The 24,342-nt window shown below is 37.3% G+C and carries 20 protein-coding genes; all 20 read right to left on the reverse strand.

The genetic code is table 11. The features are described from left to right. Nucleotides 1-565 precede the first annotated feature (565 nt). Nucleotides 566-2,062 carry a lipopolysaccharide biosynthesis protein gene (locus T456_RS0117720; protein WP_024867338.1) on the reverse strand — a complete coding sequence of 499 codons (1,497 nt, stop codon included), beginning with the start codon at nucleotides 2,060-2,062 and terminating at the stop codon, nucleotides 566-568. Nucleotides 2,063-2,066: 4 nt separating this feature from the next. Next, a complete protein-coding gene (locus T456_RS0117725; RefSeq protein WP_024867339.1) occupies nucleotides 2,067-3,425 on the reverse strand; it encodes a hypothetical protein in 1,359 nt (452 codons plus the stop codon). Further along, nucleotides 3,406-5,721 carry a Gfo/Idh/MocA family oxidoreductase gene (locus T456_RS0117730; RefSeq protein ID WP_024867340.1) on the reverse strand — a complete coding sequence of 772 codons (2,316 nt, stop codon included), beginning with the start codon at nucleotides 5,719-5,721 and terminating at the stop codon, nucleotides 3,406-3,408. Before T456_RS0117730 ends, T456_RS0117725 begins: the two co-directional genes overlap by 20 nt. After that, the gene (locus T456_RS0117735) at nucleotides 5,718-7,010 is read right to left on the reverse strand and encodes a Coenzyme F420 hydrogenase/dehydrogenase, beta subunit C-terminal domain (protein WP_024867341.1); all 1,293 of its coding nucleotides are present in this window, start codon (nucleotides 7,008-7,010) and stop codon (nucleotides 5,718-5,720) included. The genes T456_RS0117730 and T456_RS0117735 overlap by 4 nt, the downstream gene beginning before the upstream one ends. A 725-nt stretch (nucleotides 7,011-7,735) precedes the next feature. Then, nucleotides 7,736-8,923, reverse strand: a complete 1,188-nt coding sequence (locus T456_RS22655) for a glycosyltransferase family 4 protein (protein WP_024867342.1) — start codon at nucleotides 8,921-8,923, stop codon at nucleotides 7,736-7,738. Nucleotides 8,924-8,930: 7 nt separating this feature from the next. After that, nucleotides 8,931-10,157, reverse strand: coding sequence for a hypothetical protein (locus T456_RS0117750; RefSeq protein ID WP_024867343.1), 1,227 nt, complete (start codon nucleotides 10,155-10,157; stop codon nucleotides 8,931-8,933). Continuing rightward, on the reverse strand, nucleotides 10,154-10,864 hold the full coding sequence (locus tag T456_RS0117755) for a glycosyltransferase family 32 protein (RefSeq protein WP_024867344.1): 711 nt from the start codon (nucleotides 10,862-10,864) through the stop codon (nucleotides 10,154-10,156). The genes T456_RS0117750 and T456_RS0117755 overlap by 4 nt, the downstream gene beginning before the upstream one ends. Nucleotides 10,865-10,887: 23 nt before the next feature. Continuing rightward, nucleotides 10,888-11,952 carry a glycosyltransferase family 4 protein gene (locus T456_RS0117760; protein ID WP_024867345.1) on the reverse strand — a complete coding sequence of 355 codons (1,065 nt, stop codon included), beginning with the start codon at nucleotides 11,950-11,952 and terminating at the stop codon, nucleotides 10,888-10,890. Next, nucleotides 11,949-12,737 carry a WecB/TagA/CpsF family glycosyltransferase gene (locus tag T456_RS0117765; RefSeq protein ID WP_051465051.1) on the reverse strand — a complete coding sequence of 263 codons (789 nt, stop codon included), beginning with the start codon at nucleotides 12,735-12,737 and terminating at the stop codon, nucleotides 11,949-11,951. Before T456_RS0117765 ends, T456_RS0117760 begins: the two co-directional genes overlap by 4 nt. A gap of 20 nt (nucleotides 12,738-12,757) precedes the next feature. Further along, nucleotides 12,758-13,876 carry a non-hydrolyzing UDP-N-acetylglucosamine 2-epimerase gene (gene wecB / locus T456_RS0117770; protein ID WP_024867347.1) on the reverse strand — a complete coding sequence of 373 codons (1,119 nt, stop codon included), beginning with the start codon at nucleotides 13,874-13,876 and terminating at the stop codon, nucleotides 12,758-12,760. A gap of 180 nt (nucleotides 13,877-14,056) precedes the next feature. Further along, the gene (locus tag T456_RS23315) at nucleotides 14,057-15,514 is read right to left on the reverse strand and encodes a WecB/TagA/CpsF family glycosyltransferase (protein ID WP_024867348.1); all 1,458 of its coding nucleotides are present in this window, start codon (nucleotides 15,512-15,514) and stop codon (nucleotides 14,057-14,059) included. 14 nt (nucleotides 15,515-15,528) lie between these two features. After that, on the reverse strand, nucleotides 15,529-16,722 hold the full coding sequence (gene pseC / locus T456_RS0117780; protein WP_024867349.1) for a UDP-4-amino-4,6-dideoxy-N-acetyl-beta-L-altrosamine transaminase: 1,194 nt from the start codon (nucleotides 16,720-16,722) through the stop codon (nucleotides 15,529-15,531). 105 nt (nucleotides 16,723-16,827) lie between these two features. Then, a complete protein-coding gene (locus T456_RS24385; protein WP_024867350.1) occupies nucleotides 16,828-17,847 on the reverse strand; it encodes an acyltransferase family protein in 1,020 nt (339 codons plus the stop codon). 109 nt (nucleotides 17,848-17,956) lie between these two features. Continuing rightward, nucleotides 17,957-18,151, reverse strand: a complete 195-nt coding sequence (locus T456_RS0117790; RefSeq protein ID WP_024867351.1) for a DUF6465 family protein — start codon at nucleotides 18,149-18,151, stop codon at nucleotides 17,957-17,959. A gap of 79 nt (nucleotides 18,152-18,230) precedes the next feature. Then, complete coding sequence (gene rfbH, locus T456_RS0117795) at nucleotides 18,231-19,586, reverse strand: lipopolysaccharide biosynthesis protein RfbH (RefSeq protein ID WP_024867352.1); 1,356 nt, start codon at nucleotides 19,584-19,586, stop codon at nucleotides 18,231-18,233. Between the two features lie 15 nt (nucleotides 19,587-19,601). Continuing rightward, entirely contained in the window at nucleotides 19,602-20,672 is a 1,071-nt protein-coding gene (gene rfbG, locus T456_RS0117800; RefSeq protein WP_024867353.1) for a CDP-glucose 4,6-dehydratase, read from the reverse strand. A gap of 91 nt (nucleotides 20,673-20,763) precedes the next feature. Beyond that, a complete protein-coding gene (locus T456_RS0117805) occupies nucleotides 20,764-20,922 on the reverse strand; it encodes a rubredoxin (RefSeq protein ID WP_024867354.1) in 159 nt (52 codons plus the stop codon). Nucleotides 20,923-21,015: 93 nt separating this feature from the next. Next, a complete protein-coding gene (locus tag T456_RS0117810; RefSeq protein ID WP_024867355.1) occupies nucleotides 21,016-22,599 on the reverse strand; it encodes a DUF6020 family protein in 1,584 nt (527 codons plus the stop codon). A gap of 14 nt (nucleotides 22,600-22,613) precedes the next feature. Beyond that, nucleotides 22,614-23,261: a flavin reductase family protein gene (locus T456_RS20665; protein WP_035802671.1), complete on the reverse strand. Its 648-nt coding sequence runs from the start codon at nucleotides 23,259-23,261 to the stop codon at nucleotides 22,614-22,616. Nucleotides 23,262-23,318: 57 nt separating this feature from the next. Continuing rightward, nucleotides 23,319-24,341: a glycoside hydrolase family 88 protein gene (locus tag T456_RS0117820; protein ID WP_024867356.1), complete on the reverse strand. Its 1,023-nt coding sequence runs from the start codon at nucleotides 24,339-24,341 to the stop codon at nucleotides 23,319-23,321. Nucleotide 24,342: the final 1 nt, after the last annotated feature.

Genomic DNA, 24,342 nt, shown 5'->3' on the forward strand with positions numbered 1-24,342 from the left:
TTGTACCTGTTAACATGCATTGCGGGATAGTGCAATCCGCCGGATTATTTTGCGCTTACGCTCTGAATACCCTCAGCCAAAGCAAAGCCATATTTGTTCACTAGTCCTATCCTATCTTTCCGCTCCCATATAGCATCAAACAGCTTTTAATGCATCTTCTCATCTGCATGAAATTCCGATCTCTTATCAATATCCTCCCACGAGTCGATTATCTTTATCCGTTTTCCTGCCACCCCTTATCAGAACACATAGCTCAATATGATCTGTAGCCCTTTTGAGATGCTCTCTGATTAACAGGTGTTAGTACAGCAACTATAATGAATTTTGGCTTTCTTTATCTGCTTCATCAGATGTAAAATTTGTATCTTGGCTTTCTTTATCTCTTCGTTTGTCTGGGTAATTCCCAATTTATATAGTTCTATCTTTTCTTTATTAAATCAAATCCATTACACTAATCCCCGTCTTAAAAATGCGTGCGCTATGATCATTCCCACATAGTCCGAGCCCACAAGTGCGAGCGGTTCTTATTTTAAGCATTTCATACAGGTTCATTTTTCTATCTTCCTTATTTTTTGATTATTTGATTAATAAATTCAACGGTCTTTGTTCTATAAAAAATAGTATTCATAACTACTGTGATGATTGACCAGATTACAAAAACAGTTATTGCATAAAAAAACCATTCAAAGTAATCAAGAGATTCATTTTTTACAAATGAACATATTGCTATTGCACAGAAACAAATAACTGCATCAACTGCAAATTGTTTCAAACTTAATGCAACTTTAATTCTTACCAATTCTTCACATGCATATTTCAGTATAGTTATCAACTGAAAAGCCATCCCTATTATAGTTCCTATCGACACCCCAATTAGTCCAAGCCTTCTCACGCAAAGTATTGAAACTGCAACATTCAATATTGCTGAAATAGCATAATAATTCTTTGTCTGCTTAAAGTGCCCGGCCGCACTAATCATACAATGATAGGGCATGACTATACACGAAAAGAAGTACGCTACAGTGAGCAAAATACCAAATATCGGTTGGACATACTCTGCATCCGTAATCCCTTTTGTATATACAGATACAAATGGGCTAATCGTCATTCCCATTGTTCCAAAAATTATAATACATGCAGCATGATATAACCATTCCAACCACGAAAATGTTTTTTGTAATTTAGGATACTCGCTTTTTGCATATAATTCCCCAAGTCTTGGCCTAATTCCATTTAATGCTATCAATCTTATAACATTGTTTATATTGTTGACAATTCCGATATAAACGCTATAAACAGATACATTTTCAAGACTGGAAAAGGCTGTTAATACCATTGGATCCGTATAGTTAAGAATTACCGATGAAATATGTAGAGCGATGCCATCCTTCTTTCCCTTAATTGCATCTTTCACAAATGGAACGTTTTTGTCTATTTTATAATGCTTATAAACGTATATAATCTGAAATATAGGTTTAAGTAAATACAGTCCAACAGTGATTGCTTTCACTACATGTATTGATGCCCCAAGACTAATCGCAAAATAGCACAATACAAGATTACTTAGTACAATTAAGCTCTCGACCCAAAACAGAAGATACCCCTTTTGGTCTGCAATGATTAGGTTTTGATAGGTGATTCCAAAAAAGAATTGCGAAAAACTACTAATCGCCATAATCAGAATCAGTGCAGCTGTAAATCCATATCCAAAACCAGAATCAACTAATATGGGGTAAATGAAGGCGAGTCCAACACAATATATTGCAATTATTATTCCAAGTTTGTGATAGTAACTACTTGCCGCCTTTACAAGAATACTAAGTCTAGTTTTGTTCTTTTCAACCAGTGGCTTGTAATATGAAGACTGAATAACAAGATTAACCCCCATATCCACAAAGCTAATAACAGCAAGAAACTGTGTAATAGAAGATACTAATCCGTTTACAGTAGAACCAAATGATCTAATGACTAATACAGGCAGAATAAAGCCGCTGATAACTTGAAATATCTGCAGAACAATACTCGAAACAGTATTCAGAAATAGTTTTTTATTCTGTTTCATTGAACTACTTTTCCCTTATCTTCTCTTGTATTGACCTGAACCACCTATCAAATGAAAATGCGATAGCATTATAGTTTTTCTTCTTATTTAGCCGTATTAATGCAGCACTGTATGGTGGCCAAATTGAAACCACATTAAAATGAGCCTTAGTTTCAGAATAATAAAATGTTTTAGAAACCTTCCTGTTATTACCAATACGTGGTTTTACCTTGTCAAAACTCTTGTCTACATGCCTAGATAAATATTCAAATAACTGAGCATTCCATGCCGGGCACGGAGTATAATCTTCCCAAACCATAGTGCTTGGTTTACAGCCAAATTTATTTCTATAATTTGATTTAGAGTTATAATGCAAAAAAGAAGAGACCCCACCATTGTTGAGTTGGTGTTTGAGGATCATTTTAAGAAATTCTTCAGGAATGATATCTATATTGAGTATTTTCTCAACAGTATCAACCTCCTTAAGTATAATCCCGGCACCGGCAACAAAGAACGGGTATTTTTGAAAATTCCCATCAACATGTGCATGCAAGAAATAACCATTTTCTGAAAAGGAAACAAGATGCTTCGACGTTGCATACATTATTTTCTGCAATGCCTGATCATGGTTTCGCTTATACATTTCACAAATACCATCAAGAGCTAATGCTGTATAAATACTTACAAACCACCTGTTTTCAGTATTCGAATAGCTAATAGCCCCATTTAATATTCCATCCTCAAAAATGACTTGGCTTTTTATCCATTCAATGATTTCGTTTGCTATTTCGTAATACTTATTATCGTTTGTATAATCAAACAATAATAATAATGCACTTACAAAGACACTGTTCATATTTGCAACATATCTTGTCTTTTCAGGTGTATAATAATCAATTCTACTGAACTTACATGCTTTTACCTTTGAATCATATAATTCACCAAGCAAATATTCATCGATATTTTTTTTTGCTGTTTTTATAATTATTTTTTTTAGATTTTCATCTTCCTTTTTTATTATTTCAAGAAACGATAACAATGAACAGTCAGCCATACTGTTATGTACCAAGGAACTGAATCTATCGTCCTCAAATCCAGCATAGTTGTAATATCCATCAGAATTAGCTAATCTACTAATCTGAAGTTCAACTGATTGTTTGGCTTTTGAATAGTATTCTTCATTTCCCGTAATATTATAAAGATTAATCAAACCACCAATTACAGCTGATTGTTCCCACGGAGTATCATGAATATAATGCAGCCTTTTAAGATTATATCTATGGACAACCCAACCATAATATGCTCCATTCTCCGTTCTATATGTGTCCAGAAACATAAGTAGTTTCTTTGTTGGAGTATTCACATCAAATGATATCTTGCGCATATTTGCTCTCTTTCCGGCAATTAATTATGTTTTCAATTGTGTTTATAATGTCTACCGCATTGCCTAATGAATTGTCGGTTTCTTTACCACCCTTTACGAAAGTATAAAAATCTTCAATTTCTAATTTGATAACACGATCACCTAAAAATTTAATACTCTTAGTTTTGTTCTTCCAGTTTTTCAGATTCAACTTAATTCTTTTTCCATCAAATACAATATGCCCTTTGTCACCTTCTATCCGAACGACAAATTCATAAGTTTTGTCAAACGCACAAAGCAATTCAGCATCAAAATTTGAATACTTAAGAATAATCTCGGAAGAATCTGCTGAATCAGAAAAATAACTATGATCACTAACCTGAACTTCTAATTCATTACCAAACAGAAAATGGAGTATTTCTACCAAATGCACACCCAAATTAAACAATGCCGAATGTTCAATATTTCTTCTCCAATCACTGTCGGATGGCATAGGAACACTTCTTACTACCTTTACATTTTTAATAATGCCAATAGTATCCTGCATAATCATTTCTTTAATCTTTTTAATAACAGGTTCAAATTTCATGCTGTGTGCAACATATACATTTGAAAACCTTGATGATACGTAAACAATACTTGAACATTCCTTATATGTTGAGGCTAAAGGCTTCTCAATATATATGTTCTGATCTATATTGCACGTATTTAGTATTTCTTCATGAGTAAATGGAGGCGTTAACAGAAAAACTGCATCCAGCGAATTGTCATTCATTATTTCTTCGATTGACAAAGCCGCTACCACATTATATTTTTTCGAATAAAACTTAACGCGCTTCTCATCTACGTCAAAAATTTCTTTTATTTGGTAATGCGAAGAAGAACTTAAATATCTCAGGTAATTAACTCCCCAGTTACCAAGACCAATGACACCCACTTTAAGAGGCGAGGATTTGGGAATAACACCTCTCATGATTGGTTGTACATGATAATGATAGAAATTGCTAATCTTTTCTGATGCCCCCCACACTTTATGGCATACATTCTCGGTTTTGTTCATAACCCTTACAGGAAGCCATCTATCTATTCCATGGTAAGATAAACGTCCTAATTTCAGCATCTTATTCGGTTTGCCTAAATATGCATTCCTTCTTTGTTTTAGATGCCTTTGTAGCTTGACAGAAAACGTATCACTAAAGCGATGAGCTAATGTCAGTTTTTCTTGGGTTCCCCCAATCCATAATGGAACTATAATTCCTTTTTTTTTATAATATTTCAGTCTTTTTTCAACTTTATTCCTTTTTTCTCTAATCATAAAAGGAATAACCGTTGAATCTATTTGGCTTGAACAAAAATCGCAATATTCAATATATCCTTCTACTTTAGCTTGATCCAATTCACTAATTACATGGTTATTATGAATTGATAGTAATGTACCCACATTTTTCCACGCCCCAAAATCACTTGCAGCAAAATCAGCATTTTGGCAAAAACAATCCTCGCATAATAAGCATCTATTCTGCGCATAGAAAGTAACATCTATAGAATGCTCAACATCAAACGGAACCATTTTACTGTTTCCTTTTATATCTTTCACAGAAAAGCTGCCAGGAAGTCCATCTATTCTCCATCCTTCAATTTTCTGATAAAAATCTTTTTCTAAATTTACAGCCTTGAGAAGAGCATCAAGACATTCGTTTTCATACGTGTATCCACATACGAGTCCAATCTTATATTTTATGCTGTTTTCTATTTTTTTATTACGCTGTGAATATTGTTTAAGACCATACCATTGACAAGGCAACGCTACTACAGCATAAGTCGCATCGTGGTTTAAAATGTGTTCTATCACATCCGTTAATGATGCCTGTGTATATTTAGACTTTCTGCATTCAAAAATAACCTTAGGATCATCTGTTATAATGTATTTTGAAAGTGGTTCATCTTGTGAATCTCCCGTAATCACGGCACATACATAGTCTACCTTTTTACTTTCTAAAAGGAATTTGGTAAACGAAGTAATAAAACCTCCAGCTGATGAATCCTTTTTCGTCTTATCGTCTGTAGATTTTGCCACAAAATAAGTGCTATTTATAAAGTATTCCTTGCTTGAATCCTCCAAAGAATACCCCATTGCCGGGCAGCACTGTTTACATAAATCACAATTTATGCATTGAGACACATGCTCAACAACTGACTTGCCATTATTTATAGAAAATACCTTTTTAGGGCAAACTGCTGCACACATTCCACAACCGCTACACAGATCATTTTTTATTATTTCCATAATATAATTTATAGAACTAAGATCGCTCATTTTCGAAGTTTACTCCTAATATACCTTAATCCTCTTAAAGCAAGAACCCTACTGGGATATGTATAAATATATCTTCCTATTATCATCTGAAGTTTAGGTTTTTTTTCTAATATTTCTAATATATACTTTTTTCGTACTACATTCGTAAGAGTTCTTTGTATCCATAGGAACATCCTACCTTTAGGACTAAGTGACTCTTTTATATCTGAGAAACATATATCATTAATTGGAACACCCCCTCTTTTTAGGCGAATATTATATAAACCCTTTATTCTTTTCGCTTGAATTATTCCATCTACGCAAGAATAACGTTTATCCGTTTTATCAAACACCTCTACATGTATGTATTTCTCAGCATCCTGTAACAATTCCTTTCCTTTTTCAGAATAAACGATTGTAACATTAGATTTATTTCCAAACGTATGAATATCGCCAAATGACAAATCAGCAAATTGATTTGTTCCATCAATACAATAAAAGCAACGTTCATTTGCATAAAAAACATTCATTATACAGTAGGCATCATATATAAGCATTTTTCTAATATCATGATTGTGCTCAAATGTTACATACCCGGGATATTCTCCTTTTCTCCACCCAAGTAATCTGCTATTCAAATCAGAACCTAAATAACGCCTCAGCGCCAAAGGTGCTTCTTTTGAAACGGTATATCCACAAAAAAGACCAAGTTTTATAACTATTCTATCTTTTAACGATGGAATTGTTTTTATTGCCTTATTGATTCCTTGAATATGACAAGGAAGTCCTACCACTGCCCATTTTTCCTCTGATGATAGAATATCCTTAATTGCAAGATTCAAAGGTGCTGAATAATACTTGGATTGTTGATGTGATTGTGAGATTTCATTACTGCTGCTCAAAATATTTATATTTGGTCTATCTGATTCGCCTAAAGACAATACAACAGCTTTATCAATTATCCTCAAATCCAACAAATATGCTAGTAAAGCTGTAACACTTCCTCCAGATGTTCCATTTTTTCTTATAGTTTCATCTTTTGCATAAGTTTCAGCAAATAACAGCGGACTTCCAACAAGTACTTCTCTATCTTTTTTCTCTTTCCGATATTCAAATCCTTGTCCTGGGCAAGATGCATAGCATCTATTGCAATTTATACACTCAGCATTTGGACTAATTATTGGAATATCCTTATTGGAGTCATAACAAATAGCGTTAACAGGGCATACACCAATACAAGTTCCACACTTTGAGCACAAATCATTATCGATTATTTTTCTAAAAAGCTGAGATCTAACAGTATTATCCATTGGGTTCCTCATTTAAAACCAAAATATGAAATGGTCTTCCCTAGTTTTCCATTTTGCTTGCAATTCCAAACAATCCAGTGTACTTTTCTCCATGCTATCCCAGCAAATCCTTATCCGATGGCAACTCTTTGGTTTCTTTACCGATATATAATATTTTTTCCATACACATCTGACATGTAATCCCAAACAAGACGGGGTGATCTCCCATTTTTGTCTTCTTTCTCCGACATATGTCCATCAATCAGAATGCCCGTTCTAACTCCTGTACTTCTTGTTAGTAAGTGCTTTATTGATAAATTCACCTGAAATCTTGTCATTACCCTATTTGATCAAAGTGCTTTTATCTATCACGATAATGTTGCAATATCTTCGTAGCTTTGAATAGCGTTTATGTCTATATCACTATAGTACTCTTGATAAAACTCTACGTGCGTGACATCATCTGAAATCAAGTCCTTAATCTTTCCAGCATATTCTCTTTAAGGCGTTTCCTACGATCTTGAATATACTTACAAAATAAAACTCAATTACTTTGCATTTAAGCTTCTTCCATAATTTAAGTCATTTTCACTTGGATTACGCATTCATTCTTTGTGGGGATATTTGAAGGTTGTTATTATAAAAAGTTCTTACCTCAGACTTCAATAACTCTTTTATCCCTCAATTTATATTCTTACTATTGATCTTACTTTTCCCTTCTTATATTTCACGCAATTTGACTTAATCTATCTGCCAATATCTTCTAAAACTCCTTCAGCAAAGCGTTTCCAAGAATAATCCTTTACTGCCTTACTCCGTGTTTCTAGTCTCATTTTTAAATACTTCTCTTTTTCTCTATATATTGAATATCCTTTTTCTATTGCCTCTGACAATGCCCTTGCGTTAAACTTCTTTACAACATATCCCGTGACTCCGTCTTCTACTAACTCACCAATAGCTGTCCTTGTAATACCATCAATTTTCTTAAAACCTATTACTGGAGTTCCACATGCCTGAGACTCTAGAACCACCTGCCCTAAAGCTTCATATTTTGATGGCAAAATAAAAAAGTCATGCGTCCTCATATATTCTTCAGGTACTCTTGTATTTGGGAAGAACGAAACTATATCCTGTAATCCTTTCTGCTTTACATACTCAATTAATTGTTGCTTAACATTCCCATCTCCAACTATCGACATCACAATAGGTATTTCTTTTTGTTTCAACAATGTTAACGCATCAACAAGCATAAACAAGTTTTTGTCATCTACAATTCTCCCTACAAAAAGGCCTCTCATTTTTTCTGTATCATACTCATATAATGTATTCTCTAACTCAAATTTATCATTTAGACCGGGACATGAAACCGTTATACTTTTACCCTTTCTCTCTCCTGTTTCTTCTACCTGTTCTTTCATATTCTCACTGAACACAATCAAATGTTCAATATTGCGCAACGCTTGCCTCTGATATTTCCATGTTGCGTGTAAAAACAGAAGTTCCCGATAATAGAATAGCTTATTGACAAAACCTTTGTTATCGCTTGCGCTTCCTTTGTTAAATTTCAAGATAGTCGGAGGAATATAAACCAGTTTTGCTCTTTTCAAGTCCAACGAAGCAACAGACATAATTGCATCTCTTCCTACTATTAAATCAGGATATTCCTCTCGTGCGAGTTCACGCATATAGTTGCGAACAATTCGATATGTAATAAAAGGCATAATTGGTCTAGCCAATTTATTGATAATTCTGTATTTGTTTGGATATGGGCACAATTTTGCGTATTCTCTATCTCTGCCAGTTTTTCCATTGTCCTTATAAATAATCGTTACATCATGTCCCATCTCGCTAAACTCTTTTGAAAGACAGAATAAGGATGTTTCTATACCTCCTATGCTTGGATAATAGTACTCATTCAGTAACCATATATTCATGATTTAATCATCTCCGTATCGCGCTTACTACAGGTCTAACTTCATCGCTTTCTTTTAGTCTTGTAATAGATAAAGCTATTGCTAATTCCGCACCAAAGTTCAACAAAGTCGACTCCGCTGTTAATCCAATGAAACAATACGCTATCAAGATAAACATACTTAAATTCATTTTTCTTCCACTCTTTTTTGAACCTATCGATATTCTTAATTGATCAATCAACAGTTTTATCATTATCAAAAAACCAAATACTCCGAATTGTCCCAAGTAATATGGATATCCAACATCTCCAAGAATTGCTCTTGAAAAATCGCTTGTAAAAAAATTTACCTCCGGAATATATATAAAATCATACACCTTAGAATAGAACTTTCCTGATACATGAGAACCATACGTTCCAAATCCACTTCCTATTGGAAAACACATGCGAGCCAATGTAAGCGCCCCCTCATATAATGACTGTCTTCCTGATCCCGTATATGACATATACAACGAAAGTTTACTCCACAATATTAAAATTACAACAAAAGCCGCTCCCCCCCAATAAATAAACCTAAGCTTTTTTGACCATCCTGCAGAAAACTTCAAAAACAAAAAAAGTGCAGCAATGGCAATTCCTTTAGTTCTAAATGTTAAGACCAATGTTAAAATATTAATTATATAGTATGCTGTAAACTCTTTCCTATCTTCGGATGTATTCATCAATACCATAAGAATTACTATAGCAATCACAAGACCTGTAGGATGTCCGTATAGAAACATAAAAGGGTGAAAACCATATCTATACTCAACTTGATTCATGCCTGTGTTAACAAAAATAGAAAATATTCCAAAAAGAAATAGAATTACAGAATAAGCTTTGTAAAACCTCTTCAAACGATAATTCTGCTTATACAACATTTTGTTTATTTGACTTTCACATAATGCAACATAAAGAATTGGGAATTTTATAAATCCGACAATGTCCCTAATTATTGCTTCCATCGAATTGGTATATCGATAATAGATATTTCCTAAAATACCGATTATGATAATCATACTTACTTTTATTAGTAATTTCTTGTTATCTAGATTCTTAAATCTCCCTCTTTTACCTATCCGTAGCAGAAAATAGAATAATAAAAAAATCGTAAATAGTTCATCCCAATAACCTACTATTCTGGGGAAGTTAAACTTTGAAATAAATATGCCATTAAAAAGTGCCCAGATAATCAAAAGTGAATATACTATTCTCATTTCTTCAGCCTTGTCGCTAAACCATATTTCATTCTTCTATATACCGTTCCAAAAAACATTCGTACTTTTCTATACCACGGAAACCAAGAATGTGCATAATGATGAACTGATAGTGTATCCGCTTCTATTTTTATAGTTCTCTTTTCAGCATCATATCCACAAAATACACTACTGGGAAAAATCGTCATACCAGATACTATTTGTTTTATGTTCTCTTTCTTGTATCCTTTTTTCTCTAGCTTCTCCGTCATGCGAAGATTAACCGTTTTTATATCTTCAATTCTTTCATTTACAAAATCTGAATTTTTATACTCATCCAATAGTTCCTTAATAATTCTATTACCTGGGTTACATGCTAGAACGAGCCCTGGACTAACAAGCTTAGAAAACTCCTCGATTCCAGAGAACGAATCAAGTTCGAATAGTTCGTCTGGAAACCTTTTTAGTACTTCAACATCCGTGTCAAAGTACATACCGCCTTGCTCATATAGCACCTTCATTCTCACATAATCTGAAACAAACGCCCATTTTTTCTCCATATAGGCTTTCTTAACATATGAGCACTCATCTAAATCTGTATTTTTCTCATTCCATTCTATTATTTCATAATCCGGAAAAGCTTTTTTCCAGGAATCGATACATTTTTCTATTATTGGGCTTTTCTTATTATAGCCATACCAACAATAATGTATTATTTTAGGTATCATCTTTTTTTCATTTCCTCATACAGTTATTCAATCGCTCTATCATAAACATTTTGATAATCAGCGATAAACTTTGAATAATTATAAGTCTGTATATAATCCTTATATGCATTTGCCTCTAGTTTATGAAGCTTACCAACATCTGTTATCAGTTCAATTATCCTATCTGCCAAATCTGTTATATTTTCCTGTTCAAAACACAAACCATTATAACCCGGATTAACTATTTCAAGATTATTGGGAATATCTGAAACTATAATAGTTTTTTTCATAGAAAAAACTTCTATCGGTGTAAGAGGAAACCCTTCCCATCTTGAGGGCAGGACTATAAAATCCATTCGTTTGATCAATGAATAAATGTCTTTTCTATAGCCCAGAAAAAGCACATGTTCATCAATTCCTAGCTCATTAGACAATTTCTCAAGCTTCTCTCTATCTTCACCATCACCAATAATAACAGCTTTTATATCATTCACATTTTGCAACACAATTTTGAATGCTTTTAGAAACAGGTCAACACCTTTTTGTTCCGATAATCTTCCGACAAAACCAATAAGGATGGCATTAGTTCCCAAGTTGTCATTACAATCGAATATAATCTCTGGAATCCTTACTGAATTGCAAATTACTGTAATTTGTTCTTCCTTTTGACGATACTCGTCAACAAGATTTTTTTTTACCGTTTTACCGCACGCAACTATGTTCGCCTTTGATAATGCAAATCTCATAAATGCTTGTTTCCCATAAAAAACGTTATGTGCGGTATATACATGTTTCAACGATTTATTGCTTATCTGAAGAAGCCTAGCATAAAAAGCTGCCATCCTGTGGTGCGAGTGTAGTATTTGTATTCTTTCTTTACGAATTACCTTATTTAAAATAATAAAAGTCTTTACTATCATTAACGGATTTTTTATATCCATATCAGGAATTGTAAAATGTTTTATTCCTTCATTTTCAAGCTCATTTACGTATACACCTCCACACGATGCTACAAATTGCTGATCTCTTTTATTATCTTTGCATAACTGAAAGACCACTTTCTCAGCTCCACCTTGCCCCATTGTGCGTGAAATATGTAGTATCTTCATTTCTTATTATTTTCTTTCTTTTCCTTCCTGATAGCATTAATAAATACCCAATTACCAACAAAATATCGTTTAAACAACCTCTTCGGTTCCTGAATAACTCTAAACAGCCATTCAAGCCCCATCCTCTGCATCCACTTAGGTGCACGAGGGATTGCACCTGAGATAACATCAAAGCTTCCTCCAACCCCCATGAAAACTCCATCGTTTCCATCGTCTTGAAGAAATTCAATCAAATACTCTTTCATAGGACTTGTGATTCCCACAAACACAAAATCCGGATCGAGAGATTTTAATTCTTTAGAAATCTCTGGCCACTCCGATTCTTTGAAATACCCATTATGTATCCCTACAAGATTAAGATTTGGATACTTTTTCTTAAGTACTTTTGCTGTCCTCTCCACAATTTCCTGCTTAGCACCTAAAAGATATACTGAATATCCTCTCTTCTCGCTAAGTCTTACCAAACTCTGCATAAGGTCAATACCAGCCACACGCTCCGGAAGCGACATACCCAAGTATTTACTTGCAATAATAACTGATGCACCATCAGCATTGATAATGCCACAACTATTAACTATCTGCTTTAGTCTTTCATTTTCGTTCAGCTCGTTAATCTTATCAGCGTTTACTCCCATCAAATGAAGCGGTTCTTTTTGCTTCACATATTGTTCAACAAGTTTGATGGTATCCTTTACGTTAAGCACATCAATAGTAGTGTTTAAAATCGTTATTCGCTTATTACTCCCAAGAATTTTTTCCTGCTTTGCAGGTGTCCAATCCGCCATAATCATCTTCCTTAAATAAATCATCTAGGTTCCCAAGGGCTGTATTCTTTGCCCTCTAACACATCTGCGATACGCTCACAAGCATGTCCATCACCATAAGGATTACAAGCCTTGCTCATCTTGTCATACTCAGCCTTATTTTCCAGTAGTAGCTTAAAAGTTTTATATATTATCTCCTCGTTAGTCCCAACCAACTTCAAAGTTCCAGCATCCACGCCTTCTGGTCTCTCGGTTGTATCACGCATAACGAGAACTGGCACTCCATAACTGGGACACTCTTCCTGAATTCCACCAGAGTCTGTGAGGCACAAGAAGCTCCTTGCCTCAAAATTGTGACAATCAAAGACTTCTATCGGTTCAATAATGTGAAGCTGCTTACAATCACCAAGTTCCTGTTCTGCAGCCTCACGCACCACTGGATTCATGTGAATTGGATACACAGCCTTGCACTCAGGATGTTCATCAAGAACACGACGGATAGCTCGGAACATATGGTGCATAGGCTCTCCAAGATTCTCTCTTCTGTGAGCTGTTATAAAGATAAGTTTCCCATCACCAACCCAATCAAGTTCTGGATGTGTATAGTTCTCTTTTACCGTGTGCTGCATTGCATCGATTACAGTATTACCAGTGATGTAGATGCTACTCTTCTTCTTCCCCTCTTTAATTAGATTAGAAGCTGATAAAGGTGTCGGAGAAAAGTTGAACTGGCTTATGATACCCACGCCCTGACGATTGAACTCTTCTGGATAAGGGCTATAGATATTGTAAGTCCTTAGACCAGCCTCTACATGTCCGACCGGGATCTGTAAATAGAAGCAAGCTAAAGCGGTCACAAAGGTTGTAGATGTATCTCCATGAACAAGAACCACATCAGGCTTAACATCTTCCAGTACCTCTTTGATTCCGTTCAATACTCCGGTCGTAATATCAAAAAGCGTCTGCCGATCCTTCATAATGTTCAAATCGTAATCCGGAACAACACCAAAAGTTTTCAAAACTTGATCAAGCATCTGACGATGCTGTGCTGTCACACACACAACCGTCTGTATCGACTTTCTTTTCTTCAGTTCCAGCACAAGTGGACACATTTTAATTGCCTCTGGCCTTGTTCCAAAGACCAACATTACTTTTTTCATTGATATTACCTCTCCTCTTTATGTCCAAACAGAAGAATTCCTTTTACTTTCTTATTAATTTGCAATTATTTATCATGCTCTTGTCTTAGAGTCAGATTTGTCACCATTGGCACTATCACTTTTTCTTCTCATCAACAAACTTAGTTAGTCCACACATTACACAATTACTTTATACACCTTCTATTTGTTTCTATGTTCATCAGCTCTTTTCTGTCGCCCCGAAATTGTATCTGCCATAAGAAAAAGAAAAAATTTAACATTAGTAATAACATATCGCTTTATCAATCTTCTTGGATCCTGAAACAGCCTATACAACCACTCGAGTCCAGTTTTCTGTATCCATATAGGCGCTCTTTTTATAGTCCCTGCATGAAAATCAAAGCCAGCTCCAACTCCCATCATGATGCCATTGATTTGACCCTTATGAGCTTGCATCCATTTTTCTTGCTTTGGGGCTCCAAGACCAATCCATATAATATCCGCTCCTGATGAATTGATCATATCAACATCAGCAGAATCTTCTTCTGGGGTTAACTCTCTGAATGGAGGTGAATACAAACCTTTTATCACAATTCCCGGATACTTTTTCTCAAGATTGTTTTTTAATGCATCTATTGTTTCCTGACTCGAGCCATAGAAAAAATGTGATATGCTTCCATCCATAGTATTTCTGAACATATGCTCCATGAAATCAGGTCCAGCCACACGTTCAGCACCTTCTATTCCCTTTTTTCTTTGAAGAATTGCTATTGGGCTTCCATCCGGGAAAATAAAAGCTGCTCCATTAAGTATTTTGGCATATTCATTATTCTCCCTCGCCATTACAGAAGTATGTACATTTGAAAAGCATATATACTGCCCCGCAAGCTCCTTAATATGCCTCATAACATGAAGAACTGCCTCTTCGGTTCTTGCTATAGAATAATTTACTCCAAATACTGGAAATTTATCTGCTCTTATAAATGCGGGAACAGAAGCGTATTCAGAAATATCTGAAATAATACCCGGTCTAACCATATATCCCATACTACTAATAGTGCAATATGTCCGTATCCCAACCTTCTCTGCCACTGAAACAAGTTTTCCCTGTACTTCTGAATCAGATGAATCTCCGCAAATTAGAATACCATCATAATTGTCACTAGTTATGGCGTTGATGAAGTCTTTCTCGTTTGGATAAGGTTCATGGACCGTTAGTACATTATGAGAATACAAGTGCCCATACTTTTTCAGATGATGTCTCCTATAGAGCATTCTCAACACATATGATAAAATAATGCACACCGCAAAAGAAACACCCACTACAGCCCTAGATGACTGTTTGCTCTTCTGAACAATATAAAGGTACAGAAGTGATAGAGCCAACAGCATACTCCTACTCTTAACCACAGTCATAAAATTCTCTATAGGATCCTGTTCGAATATAGGTTTTCTTCTATTGTCATACAAAAGAAATACCATTACATTGAAAAGGCAAAGCGTTAAACAAAAGGTTACGTAGAATCCATCAGATATCAGGTGCCACCTTCCTAACATATTAGGAAATCTAATAGCAAGTGCGATCAGCAATGCCCCAATTATTGCAATTTCATCCAGTATGAAAACTCTTCTAATAGGATAACGGTTCTTTCTGTTCATAAATACTCTCTCTATTACTTACGATATGCCGCAACAATCTTCCTAACAGCCTTAATCACATCCTCAACATCCTCATCAGTCATCATTGGATAAAGTGGGATGCTCATAATTCCCTTATATATCTTCTCTGCATTAGGGCATAATCCTTTTTTAAATCCAAGTTTCTGGTAATAAGGGAACCAATACACAGGCATATAATGTACCTGGCATTGAACATTCTCCGCTGCCATAGCATCAAAGAACTCTCTTCTGGTACAGCTAAGCTTATCAAAGTTAAGCTGCAGGATATATAAGTGCCTTGTGGTCTTTGACTCCGGAATCTCTTTCTGAACTATTATCTCAGGCATCACAGAAAATGCTCGATTATACTTATCAACAATCTCCTGCCTTCTATCAGAGAATTCTTCCAATTTCTTTAGCTGACTTATCAGAAGCGCAGACTGAAAGTCTGTCATCCGATAATTGAAGCCCAATTCCTGCATCTCATATACCCAGGGGCCTTCCGGTTCTTCAACATATTCTGCAGGGTTATGCGTAATGCCATGCTGGGAAGCAAGAATAAGCTTTCTATAAAGCTCCGGATCATTTGTTGTGATTGCTCCGCCTTCACCGGAAGTGATTGTTTTAACCGGATGGAAACTAAAGCAGGTCATATCAGCAAGTGAGCCCTCAGGTTGGCCTTTATACTTAGTACCAATTGCATGAGCACCATCTATGATAAATGTAAGATTATGTTTCTCACAAATAGCACGGATTCTATCATGATCTACAGCCTGTCCCGTGTAGTCTACTGCTATAACTCCTTTGGTTCTCTCAGTGATGCACTTTTCAATGCTGTCTGGATCTATATTGTAGGTTTCTGGATCAACATCGGCAAATACAGGCATTGCTCCAACATATCTGACACAATTTGCTGATGCAGCAAACGTAAGAGGAGTCGTGATTACCTCATCTCCCTCACTAAACCCGGCTGCTATAGCCGCACAGTGAAGTGCAGCTGTTCCGTTTGCTACAGGAACAGCATACTTAGCGCCAGTTACTCTGCACAATTCCTTGGCAAGCTCGTCAACATATGGGCCGCAGGTTATTAGGTCTCCCTTAAGAGCTGATGTCACAAGAGCAACATCATCATCTCCAATCCATTGCCTTCCATAGAATATCTTCTTTTCTCTAACTGGATTTCCACCATGTATTGCAAGCTTCTCCATCTACCTTACCTTCCTTCAAAAAGTTTAATATAAAAAAGCATAGAGAAGGCATATTGTCTAAGCCTTCTCTATGTATTATACCTATTCACAAACACAAATCAAATATCATCTAATTACCTTACTTACGAATGGTATCTTCTTCAATAATCTGTAAGACGATATTTTAGTAACAACCCACGATACAATAATTATTATAAGAATATATACTGCAAAACCTACTGTATAGTGTGAAAAAGCATTGGGAATATACACTAATGGACTTATATAATGAAGTAAATAAACGCTCATACTGATTCCACCCAAAAACTGCGATAATCCACAACTCAGTATATTGGTTATCATCTTTTCTTCGATAGACAACAGTATCAAGCTTGGAGCAATGAAAAAGATAAATAGAAATCTGATATCCCTTATTATAAACAGCGAATTTAATGTTAAACAGATAGCGCTCAAAAACGATAACACGTATAATACAAATCTATACTTACGGATAAAATGATAAATTTCATATAAAATGCTTCCACCAAAGAAGCATGTTATGCCCTCCCCATCGTGAACATAGCAAAAAGGAAGGTTCAGGTTAGCGTTCAATAAAAAGATTCCCCAAAGAAATAGCCCCAGACTAAACCAAATATAGTACTTACGATTGGTCTTACATATATAACAAACAAAATAGTTAATAACAAAGCAAACCATCAAGGTACATAGGAACCATCCCGGGACCACATAAGGGTACATATCGGTAGAGGCTCCACCTGTTTGCATAATCAAAGATAGTAATAATCTAGATATATCTATAGACGCAAAGCCGGAATCATAAACTAAAAATCCCACCTGCCACAAATTACATAAAGCATATAATGGCCAAAATCTCACTAATTTACTAACCAAGTATGGAAAAAACGACCGTTCAGATATCCCATTATAAGAGAAAGAATGCGCTGTTAAGAAACCACTAAGCATAAAGAATGTATAATTCCCAAGATACCCCCCGTATAGCTTAAAAGGCAAAAAGACATTTGTAAGAATTCCCTTACTACCAAAAACATGAAATATAACGATGGAATATATTAGCCAACCCTTTAATCCCTTAAGAGATGCTATTGTTGTCACTTTATTATTCATTATTCTCCTATGCTTTCATACAGACTATTCCATTATAACATAAGAGCAAAACAGGCGGATGATATAACTCATCCGCCTGTCTATGGTTCTGTTTAAATCTGAATTCTAATTAAAGATCAAAGCTTCCGTTAACATCGCCGTTTACTACGTAGTATGCCTTGCTCTCTTCAGGCTTAACATAGATGTCAAGGGACTTGATGTCCTTCTTGCCATAAGCCTTCTTAGCTAATGATACAAGCTGGTCCTCTGTGATCTGCTTATCGCCATACTGAAGTTCAATCTTTGTAGTAACTTTTGCTGCCATTTCATTCCTCCCCTTCTAGGAAATAATTTCATGAAGAATCATGAGTTTATAAATTTAGTGACTATTATAAACCCTTTATTCAAGTAAAGCAACCACATGAACCGATAATAACTTTTGCCATGTAGTCCAGCTTCTCTTCAGTCATTCCGGGGTATACGCCAACCCAAAATGCATTCTCCATGATGAAATCGGTAGTGGAAAGAATCCTGGAAATTCGGTAAGCATCGGTATCACGTATCTCATCAAAAAGTGGCTGACGAATGATATTCCCCGCAAACAAAAGTCTTGTCTGAATATTGTGATTTTCAATGTACTTAATGACATCTTTTCTCTTTAGGCCGCTACCGGGTCGGATGCTCATCATGAAACCAAACCAGCTTGGTTCTGAATCGGGACATGCTTCAGGCAGGATAAGCTTATCTTCAACAGGCTTTAATGCATCGCGAAGTGTCTTCCAGTTTTTCCTTCTCTTCTCTATAAAGTCCGGGAATTTCTCCAATTGCCTGCACCCGATGGCCGCCTGCATCTCGGTGACTTTCAGGTTATATCCAAAGTGACTGTATACATACTTGTGGTCATATCCTTCAGGCAGCTCACCGTGCCTTCCGTCAAATCTGTGACCACACATATTGTCCTGTCCGGATTCACATATACAATCCCTGCCCCAGTCTCTGAAGCTTAAGATAAGCCTGTTAAGCTGAGGATTATCAGTATATACACAACCTCCCTCTCCCATGGTCATATGGTGTGGCGGATAGAAACTACTGGTACCTATATCGCCAAAGGTACCTGTAAATTTCGTAGTTCCATCTAAAGTGTATTTAGAACCCAAAGCATCACAGTTATCCTCTACAAGCCACAGATCGTGCATATCGCAAAATGCTTTTACTGCCCTGATATCAAAAGGATTGCCCAGAGTATGGGCTATGAATACTGCTTTAGTTTTCGAGCTGTATGCTTCTTCAAGCTTGGTAACATCTATGTTGTATTGAGGAACAGTCATATCAACAAATACAGGAATAGCTCCGTATTGGATTATAGGATTGATGGTCGTTGGGAATCCGCCTGCAACCGTTATTACTTCGTCACCTTTTCGGATACGTCTCTCTCCAAGTTCAGGAGACGTAAGCGCCATAAAGGCAATAAGATTTGCCGATGATCCGCTGTTTACAAGATGTGCATACTTTGCTCCTATCCACTTGGCAAACTTATCCTCAAATTCTTTGCAAAATCGTCCCGTAGTAAGCCAAAAGTCAAGAGCTGTCTCGGTTATTGCCTGCATCTCTTTTTCATCATATACTCTGCCTGCATAGGATATGCGCTCTCCGGGAGTATATGGTGCATCCTGCTTAGGCTTTTTAAACCGCTTATAGTATTCTCCCACAAGGTCTAAAATTTCCTGCCTTGCTTCAGATTCATTATTCCATTTTGGCATTTGTCCCTCTTATTATCAGATATTGAAGTATTCTTGTATCTGACCCTTCGTAATCTCTGTTAAATCTTTATTCGTAGCGTAATTCACATACCATTCAACAGCCTTGCTGACAGCTGTTTTCGAATCCCACTTAGTTTTCCATCCAAGAGTCTCGTGAATCTTTGTTGAATCAAGTCTTAAGAGTCCGGCTTCATGTGGTGCGTATTCCTGTTTTTGAGCAAACCAGAAAGCTTCAAATGCCATTGGTCCTCTCACCGCTTTGTTCCATTCACTGCAAAAGGCATCTGCCAGCTGTCCTGTAGTAAGACAGTCAGAATAATCCGGGCCGACATTGTAACTACCGGCAAATTCGGGGTTTTCATACTGTTTCTGCAATATAAGAAGATATGCTGAAAGCGGCTCCAGCACATGCTGGTAGGGTCTTACTGAGTCAGGATTCCTAAGAGCAACCCCTTCCCCCTTCATGGTGGCTCTTACACAATCAGGAATGATCCTGTCTGCCGCAAAGTCTCCTCCACCTATTACGTTACCTGCTCTGGCTGTAGATGTGGCAACCTTATCCTTCAGGAAGGAGTTTACATAGCTGTGGGTCACAAGTTCCGAGCATGACTTACTGTTGGAATACGGGTCATAGCCGTCAAGCTGCTCATCTTCCCGGTAGCCTTCCTGCCTTTCAACATTCTTGTAAACCTTATCTGTTGTCACATTCAAAAAGGACCTTACACTTTCTGTCTGACGTACTGCCTCGCAAATGTTCACGGTTCCCATGACATTGGTCTCATAGGTGAGGACAGGATCATCGTAAGAAGCCCGCACCAATGGCTGAGCAGCCATGTGGATAACAAGCTCAGGCTTGACCGACTGCATGTAACTTATAAGCTCATCTCTTTTTCGAATATCTCCGTATTTGTGATGTATCTCTTTCTCCAGCTTAAGAAGTGCGAACATACTTGGGTCCGTTGGCGGATCCAGGGCATATCCGTATACTTCAGCTCCTGCCATTGAGAGCGCCTTACAGAGCCAGCCGCCCTTAAAGCCGGTATGGCCTGTTATGAAGATTCTTTTACCTTTATAAAATTCCAGCATTTTTAGTCCTCATAGTCTGCAAAAAAACCATAGTGGCCGTGGCTAGCACAATCACTATGGCTTAAATTTGATAATTCTCAACTATTAAGTTTTATTCCTGAGCAGTAAACTGATCCTTGCCTACGCTGCAGAGCGGGCATGCGAAATCATCGGGAAGCTCTTCCCACTTTGTTCCGGGAGCAATGCCGTTATCGGGATCGCCTGCTGACTCATCATAGACATAGCCACATACATTGCATACATACTTCATAAGAAAGTCCTCCTTCTGAAAGCAATAATACGTTCAACAGTAAATGCAATATCAGTATACCACATACGGCGTACCGTTATGCATTAAAATAAATCATTCAGTCTGATCATCCGGAAGGAAAATGCCACATAGTATTATTGGTGCTATGACAAAGATATATGCCACGTATCTGACTAAAGAAGCAGGTCCAAGAAGCATTGTCAGATAAACGATGTATACAAAGACAAACGCTTTCCCAAAGTTCTTATTGCCATGTTTCCTTATGTACATCAAAGCCGCAATCGAAAGCCAGAGCCATGATCCGGGAGTCCATATGAATCTTATGATTGGAATCTTGTGAGGCCACATCCTGACAGATATCGCCCTATAAACCTTATCTATATAGTTCTCCGCAAGATTTCTCCACCCGGGATTCTCTGTTATATAGCCAAAGTAGCAGACTTCCTCGTATTGGGAGCCACTATAACAATCAAAGATAGCCGCAGGATACCACATCTCATAGCTCGTCAAAAGCCAGGCATTAACGTATGTTACAGGATGTTTGGTAAACAGTTTAAAGTAAAGAGAAAGGAACGCTAACGGATCTTGCATGATGGCTTTTCCATCAACATACTCCTTAACAGCATCTGCAATCTTATCGTTATACATGGTCCATCTTGACATATCCTGCAAAGAAGCCAGATACTTAAGGTCTTCTTCCTCAAAGCTCTCCGGATAATACTTATATACTCTTGCAATCTGCTGGATAGGTACTGCAAAAGCCTCCTGCTGCCCTGTCTTTCGAGCATTCATCCCGGTTATCAGAGTATTATTGATAAGGACAAACAGCACTATGGCTATCACTGAAGTTATCGCTAGCTTTATTCTGTATTCTTTTTTGCCCATAAATATCAGGAAGGGCATAAACACGATAATATCGTAAATACCGTTCTTCCTGAATAGCAATATCATAAGAGTAAACAGCAGCAATAGTGCATATCTATATGGCTGTCTCTTAAATACCTCAGGAGTACAATAAAGAGCAATAAGCTGCACTGTGTACATTATTACAAAAAACGAAAACAGCGAATCCGTAACCGAACACAGTACATACATGACTATAGGCGGAAACAAGGCAAGCAGCACCAGGCATATGATCCTGATTGCTTTAGGTATCTTATACCTTATCAGTTCTGAATAAATGTAGGTGAACCCTACCGATATTACCAGCATCTGTATAAGGAGATACACAAAAATACCCTGATTGTAGTTCTCATTAAATCCATAAACCCAGGTAATTACCTTACCCATGACAAATGTATGAAACAATGGATGCCAGGTTGTATTTGTTCCCTTAATGAATTGCATAAGCTCTGTGCAGGCATCATAAACAAAAAAGCCGGGGTATACTCCCCAAAGAACAATACCATACGCCAGAGTCAGAAAGATGAATACCGGAATAAGTCTTTTCCAAAGTAAAACGTTAGTATTATCTTCGCGGCTTCCGGAAAGCAATTTTTCTCTAAGTAGCGTTGCCGCTTTTCCAAGAATCTTGCACGCTACAAAGCAGCCAACAGCAAGAGCGATAAACCATGCTATGTCCCCGGCATCGGGAACAGTCAGTTTACCTTCGCTATCAATCTGTCTAGCTACAGACATGCAAAATGAAAACACTATGGAAAAAATAACGGTACTCATCTTAAGTTTCCTTCTTACAGTTTCTCAAAATCCTCTTTGCCATGCTTACAGATAGGACAAATGAAGTCGTCAGGCATCTCCTCGCCCACATACTCATAGCCGCAGATGGTGCAGCGCCAAATGGTCTGTCCCTTAGGTGTCTCTCCGACAGGCTGGGGCTTGGGCTTAATGTTATTCTGATAGTACTCATAAGTACAGGAAGGAGTGCTTGAGAGAATCGTCATAAATTCCGGCTCACAGATAAACAGTGTGTGAGAGCCAAGATCCACTTCCTTCTCAACTTTCAAAGAGAAATAAGCGTTTGTGCCAAGGATGATATAAGGGATACCATTGTCTGCCATCTTGCAGATATCAGCAGGGTCATCTCCAAGGTCCTTTAGAAGGTCAGGAGAAAACTTATCTACAACTCTTCCTGTCTGGAAACCAAAGTGTTTAAACAGACTGAATCCGGCATCCGTGCTGATAACCGAGATGTTGCATTTTCCGGTCTCCTTTACCATGTCATGGGTGAGGTTTGCTTTGTTGATAGCAATGGAAATGCGGTTGGGGTCTGATGCAACCTGAACTGCCGTGTTGATTATGCATCCGTTTAGCTTGTCGCCCTGCTTGGCAGTGCAGACAAACAGACCGTAGGACAGTTTGTACATTGCTTTGGTGTTCATCTCATTGTTGCTCATGGTTAGAATCTCCTTTCCTTGAACTTACTGGTTGATGTATGATTATTGCTTGCTAAATGCCGAGGATATTGCTGCTAGTGCAGCGCCCTGTCCCCAGGGATAATGACCATAACTTTGATAGTGTACTCCGAAATCATCGCAGGAGCTTAAGGCATTTCCTACACGTCCGTTACTGTCGATATTCATGCTCAGCGCCGTTACGTCGCCTGCCCTGATGCCATATAACAGCATTCCTGTAGCTGAGGTATCCAAATGTCCCTCCACAGCCTGGATTTGCCAGGAGAATCCGCCGTCACTTCTTACATAGGATTCAATTATACCGCTAAGATCACGGTACCAGCTAGCCATGTTGATATCCACGTTCCCGTTACAATATTCGGAAAGTCCCATAATGAGCCAGCCCATTGCCCTGCCCCATCCCAGGAGGCCCTTTTTCTCAATTACTTTATTGTCAATACAATAGCCGTGATAGCATAGACCGGTCCTTGCATCCATGCCGTATTTTCTGAAATTCATCAGCTGAGTATGAGCCAGTGACAGAGCATCCGCTTTGTTAAATGCCCTGCCGTAAGCTGAAAGGAACATGACAGTCTGGCCGATCCCATCTGCAAATATGTTTGAGTTACCTTTTCCGGAATTGTATATAATGGCGCCTTCCGGGTCTCTTTGTGCATTCATTACAAATTCGTAAATCTTATCTGCGGCATCTTTATACAGTTCGTTCCCGGTATATACATACATTTTGACCAAAGCTGTTCCCGCAAGGGAATCATCTATGAAATCTATCTTTGAAGCATATTTGTCACGCCACATTATTACGTGGGACTCAATGGTCTCATCAATCCTTTTAACCATGTCTTGTCCCGCCAATGCCATTCTAGCCTCAGTCAAGCCAAGCATAAGCATCCCTGCCGGCCAGAACATTGGATCCTCAGTCCTTACTGAACGCCCCAGAGCACTCTTGACAAAATCCTTGGCTCGACGGGTAAGCGACACCTCCATGATGTGCTCAAGCTCTGTGGCAGTCGTCTCCACAAGCTTCATATACTGATTGCTGTCTATCATG

It is taken from the genome of Butyrivibrio sp. FCS014 (assembly GCF_000526935.1).
Classification (GTDB): Bacteria; Bacillota; Clostridia; order Lachnospirales; family Lachnospiraceae; genus Butyrivibrio.

Coding starts and splice junctions, on each gene's coding strand:
- T456_RS0117720 (WP_024867338.1), bottom strand. CDS start 2,062: ATGAAACAGAATAAAAAACTATTTCTGAATACTGTTTCGAGTATTGTT.
- T456_RS0117725 (WP_024867339.1), bottom strand. CDS start 3,425: ATGCGCAAGATATCATTTGATGTGAATACTCCAACAAAGAAACTACTT.
- T456_RS0117730 (WP_024867340.1), bottom strand. CDS start 5,721: ATGAGCGATCTTAGTTCTATAAATTATATTATGGAAATAATAAAAAAT.
- T456_RS0117735 (WP_024867341.1), bottom strand. CDS start 7,010: ATGGATAATACTGTTAGATCTCAGCTTTTTAGAAAAATAATCGATAAT.
- T456_RS22655 (WP_024867342.1), bottom strand. CDS start 8,923: ATGAATATATGGTTACTGAATGAGTACTATTATCCAAGCATAGGAGGT.
- T456_RS0117750 (WP_024867343.1), bottom strand. CDS start 10,157: ATGAGAATAGTATATTCACTTTTGATTATCTGGGCACTTTTTAATGGC.
- T456_RS0117755 (WP_024867344.1), bottom strand. CDS start 10,864: ATGATACCTAAAATAATACATTATTGTTGGTATGGCTATAATAAGAAA.
- T456_RS0117760 (WP_024867345.1), bottom strand. CDS start 11,952: ATGAAGATACTACATATTTCACGCACAATGGGGCAAGGTGGAGCTGAG.
- T456_RS0117765 (WP_051465051.1), bottom strand. CDS start 12,737: ATGGCGGATTGGACACCTGCAAAGCAGGAAAAAATTCTTGGGAGTAAT.
- wecB (WP_024867347.1), bottom strand. CDS start 13,876: ATGAAAAAAGTAATGTTGGTCTTTGGAACAAGGCCAGAGGCAATTAAA.
- T456_RS23315 (WP_024867348.1), bottom strand. CDS start 15,514: ATGAACAGAAAGAACCGTTATCCTATTAGAAGAGTTTTCATACTGGAT.
- pseC (WP_024867349.1), bottom strand. CDS start 16,722: ATGGAGAAGCTTGCAATACATGGTGGAAATCCAGTTAGAGAAAAGAAG.
- T456_RS24385 (WP_024867350.1), bottom strand. CDS start 17,847: ATGAATAATAAAGTGACAACAATAGCATCTCTTAAGGGATTAAAGGGT.
- T456_RS0117790 (WP_024867351.1), bottom strand. CDS start 18,151: ATGGCAGCAAAAGTTACTACAAAGATTGAACTTCAGTATGGCGATAAG.
- rfbH (WP_024867352.1), bottom strand. CDS start 19,586: ATGCCAAAATGGAATAATGAATCTGAAGCAAGGCAGGAAATTTTAGAC.
- rfbG (WP_024867353.1), bottom strand. CDS start 20,672: ATGCTGGAATTTTATAAAGGTAAAAGAATCTTCATAACAGGCCATACC.
- T456_RS0117805 (WP_024867354.1), bottom strand. CDS start 20,922: ATGAAGTATGTATGCAATGTATGTGGCTATGTCTATGATGAGTCAGCA.
- T456_RS0117810 (WP_024867355.1), bottom strand. CDS start 22,599: ATGAGTACCGTTATTTTTTCCATAGTGTTTTCATTTTGCATGTCTGTA.
- T456_RS20665 (WP_035802671.1), bottom strand. CDS start 23,261: ATGAACACCAAAGCAATGTACAAACTGTCCTACGGTCTGTTTGTCTGC.
- T456_RS0117820 (WP_024867356.1), bottom strand. CDS start 24,341: ATGATAGACAGCAATCAGTATATGAAGCTTGTGGAGACGACTGCCACA.